Origin of the sequence: Mesorhizobium sanjuanii, from assembly GCF_002529485.1 — a bacterium.
Taxonomy (GTDB): Bacteria; Pseudomonadota; Alphaproteobacteria; order Rhizobiales; family Rhizobiaceae; genus Mesorhizobium; species Mesorhizobium sanjuanii.
The window spans coordinates 1-3,375 of sequence record NZ_NWQG01000306.1 but is presented as its reverse complement, the minus strand read 5'-3'; the positions used below and the strand labels follow the sequence as shown (position 1 = coordinate 3,375).

General features: G+C 61.3%; 4 protein-coding genes. 1 reads left to right on the top strand and 3 read right to left on the bottom strand.

Annotation, left to right across the window (positions count from 1 at the left end):
* The 3 genes from fusA to rpsL form a co-directional block, all read right to left on the bottom strand.
* Window positions 1-1,653 (bottom strand): elongation factor G (gene fusA / locus CN311_RS31525; RefSeq protein WP_097577467.1); only part of this gene is annotated, 1,653 nt, incomplete at its 3' end.
* A 29-nt stretch (window positions 1,654-1,682) separates the two neighbouring features.
* Window positions 1,683-2,153, bottom strand: a complete 471-nt coding sequence (gene rpsG / locus CN311_RS31520) for a 30S ribosomal protein S7 (protein ID WP_008875664.1) — start codon at window positions 2,151-2,153, stop codon at window positions 1,683-1,685.
* A 65-nt stretch (window positions 2,154-2,218) separates the two neighbouring features.
* Window positions 2,219-2,590, bottom strand: coding sequence for a 30S ribosomal protein S12 (gene rpsL / locus CN311_RS31515; RefSeq protein WP_006333356.1), 372 nt, complete (start codon window positions 2,588-2,590; stop codon window positions 2,219-2,221).
* A gap of 473 nt (window positions 2,591-3,063) precedes the next feature.
* Here rpsL and CN311_RS31510 point away from each other — a divergent pair, with 473 nt between their 5' ends.
* Window positions 3,064-3,345 carry a transcriptional regulator gene (locus CN311_RS31510; RefSeq protein ID WP_097577466.1) on the top strand — a complete coding sequence of 94 codons (282 nt, stop codon included), beginning with the start codon at window positions 3,064-3,066 and terminating at the stop codon, window positions 3,343-3,345.
* Window positions 3,346-3,375: the final 30 nt, after the last annotated feature.

Here is a 3,375-nt window from a genome sequence, read left to right as displayed (position 1 = left end):
GTTGATGCCCTTTTCGACGCCGGGGATATATTCCTTCGGCACGGCACCGCCGACGATCTTCGATTCGAACTCGAATTCGCTGCTTTCCGGATTCGGCTCGAAGAGCAGCTTGACGCGGGCGAACTGACCGGTGCCGCCGGTCTGCTTCTTGTGCGTGTAGTCCTGCTCGTGCTTGCGGGTGATCGTCTCGCGATAAGCCACCTGCGGGGCGCCGACATTGGCCTCGACCTTGAACTCGCGACGCATGCGGTCGACGATGATGTCGAGGTGAAGCTCGCCCATGCCGGAGATGATGGTCTGGCCCGATTCTTCGTCGGTCTTGACGCGGAAAGACGGATCCTCGGCGGCCAGGCGGTGAAGGGCGAGGCCCATCTTTTCCTGGTCGTTCTTGGTCTTCGGCTCGATGGCGATCTGGATGACCGGATCGGGGAATTCCATGCGCTCGAGGATGACCGGGTGCAGCGGATCGCACAGCGTATCACCGGTGGTGGTATCCTTGAGGCCGGCCAGAGCGACGATGTCGCCAGCGAACGCCTCTTCGACGTCGGCGCGCGAATTCGCATGCATCTGCAGCATGCGGCCGATGCGCTCCTTCTTGCCCTTGACGGTGTTGTCGACCGAGATGCCCTTGGTGAGCTTGCCCGAATAGATGCGGGCAAAGGTCAGCGAACCGACGAACGGGTCGTTCATGATCTTGAAGGCGAGCATCGACAGCGGCTCGTTGTCGTCGGCGTGACGCTCGATCTCGGCGTCTGTCTTGGCGTCGACGCCCTTGATGGCGGGAACGTCGGCCGGCGACGGCAGATATTCGACGACGGCGTCGAGCAGCGGCTGCACGCCCTTGTTCTTGAAGGCCGAGCCACAGAACATCGGGTAGAATTTCACAGCGATGGTGCCCTTGCGGATCAGCGAACGGATCTCGTCATTCGACGGCATCTTGCCTTCGAGGTAATTTTCGAGTGCCGTCTCGTCCATTTCGACGGCGGCCTCGATCATCTTCTCACGGTATTCTTCCGCACTCGCCTTGAGGTCGGCCGGGATCTCGACGATGTCCCAGGCAGCACCCAGCGTCTCGTCGCGCCAGACCAGCGCATTCATCTCGACGAGATCGACGACGCCCTTGAACTCGGTCTCGGCGCCGATCGGCAACTGCATGACGACAGCCTGCGCGCCGAGGCGCGAACCGATCATCTCGACCGAGCGGTAGAAGTCGGCGCCGATCTTGTCCATCTTGTTGCAGAAGATCATGCGCGGCACGCGGTACTTGTCGGCCTGGCGCCAGACGGTCTCGGTCTGCGGCTCGACACCGGCATTGGCATCGAGCAGCGCGATGGCGCCGTCGAGCACGCGCAGCGAACGCTCGACCTCGATGGTGAAGTCGACGTGTCCGGGGGTGTCGATGATGTTGAAGCGGTGCATCTTGCCGTCACGACCCTTCCAGAAGGTCGTGGTCGCGGCCGACGTGATGGTGATGCCGCGTTCCTGCTCCTGCTCCATCCAGTCCATGGTGGCAGCGCCGTCATGGACTTCGCCGATCTTGTGCGACTTGCCCGTGTAATAGAGGACGCGCTCGGTGGTCGTCGTCTTGCCGGCGTCGATATGCGCCATGATACCGAAATTGCGGTAGTCTTCGATTTTATATTCGCGGGCCATCGTAGCTGCCTCTCAGTCTCGTTCGCGCTTTACCAGCGGTAGTGCGCGAAGGCGCGGTTGGCTTCTGCCATCTTGTGGGTGTCTTCACGCTTCTTGACGGCGGTGCCGCGGTTGTTGGCCGCGTCCATCAGCTCGCCGGAGAGGCGGTCGACCATGGTGGTCTCGTTGCGGTTGCGGGCGGCGGCGATCAGCCAGCGGATGGCCAATGCCTGACGGCGCTCGGGGCGCACGTCGACCGGAACCTGGTAGGTGGCCCCGCCGACGCGACGCGAACGCACTTCCACATGCGGCGCGACATTGTCGAGCGCCTGATGGAAGACGGTAACCGGCTCCTGCTTGGTCTTCGACTGGACCTGGTCGAGCGCGCCGTAAACGATGGTCTCGGCAACCGACTTCTTGCCATCATACATGACGGCGTTCATGAACTTGGTGACGATCAGATCGCCGAACTTGGGGTCCGGATTGATCTCACGCTTTTCTGCACTGTGACGACGGGACATGGCTTTTGTCTCTCAATCTCTCATAGCCCGGCGCAGTCAAAAAAAGCGCCGAAGCCGGAAAACCCTTACTTCGGACGCTTGGCACCGTATTTCGAACGGCGCTGCTTGCGGTTCTTCACGCCTTGCGTGTCGAGCACGCCGCGGATGATATGGTAGCGCACGCCCGGAAGATCCTTGACGCGGCCGCCGCGGATCATGACCACGGAGTGTTCCTGAAGGTTGTGGCCTTCGCCGGGGATGTAACCGATCACTTCAAAACCATTGGTCAGGCGGATCTTGGCCACCTTGCGCAGCGCCGAATTCGGCTTCTTCGGCGTCGTGGTATAGACGCGCGTGCAGACGCCCCGCTTCTGCGGGTTCTGCTGCATGGCCGGGACCTTGTTGCGCTTCACCGGCGCAATGCGCGGCTTGCGGATCAGCTGGTTGACGGTAGGCATTAAACCCTCTTGTCTCTCAATTCCGTGTCTCGCCCGGTCAGGGCCGCTCAAAGCGTCATTTCCATACGCAAATTCGGGCCACAAACCGCGCCTCGCGGTCTTGCCCGAACAAATGGCAGAGGAAGCGGAAGCCGCTTCATGCACGCCGGAAATGTCTTTTCGCTCGTAAAACGAACCCTGTTTGAGGCAAACTCCAAAGCGTGTCGCTTCGGAAGCGAGAGCCTCACATCGGTTCTGACTGGGCGGCTTCTACTCGCAAGCCTGATGTCCGTCAACCCCGGAGCGCCAAATATTGCGCGCCAACCGGGGCTTGGCAGCCATGCGAAAAACGCATGTAATTTTCTTTCGCCATTTTGCAAGAGCTGGGAAGAAAGTGACCGGGTTCTGGCTGTCATGCGGTCATGCTTCATGCGAAAGAGCGGCATGAACGGCGCAATCCCCTGCCCGCCAACACTATACAGAGGAATCGGTCCGTGAACGACAATGAGGAACGCCCGGTCACCATCATCACCGGCCGGGTGTGGAAAAGAAAGGGCGGCAAGCCGGAAGGCGTCCACGTCATGCTGGTCGCGCCCGACGACGATTCGGCGGTGCGGCGCACTCTCGAATCACTGGCGGCCGAAGGCTATGCCGAGGCCGAGCTCGATCAGATCGGCGACATGGAGGGCGTACCCGACGACGAGCCGCATCTGTCGGCCTACCAAGGCGCGCTCGAGGGCGAAGTCTCGATCGTCACCTTCGACGTGCCGCTCTGACGAAGAGCAGATCCGGGCGAAGGGCTAAGC

What these genes read in the sequence shown, in the direction of transcription:
- rpsG (WP_008875664.1), bottom strand. Translation starts at nt 2,153, where the DNA reads ATGTCCCGTCGTCACAGTGCAGAAAAGCGTGAGATCAATCCGGACCCC.
- rpsL (WP_006333356.1), bottom strand. Translation starts at nt 2,590, where the DNA reads ATGCCTACCGTCAACCAGCTGATCCGCAAGCCGCGCATTGCGCCGGTG.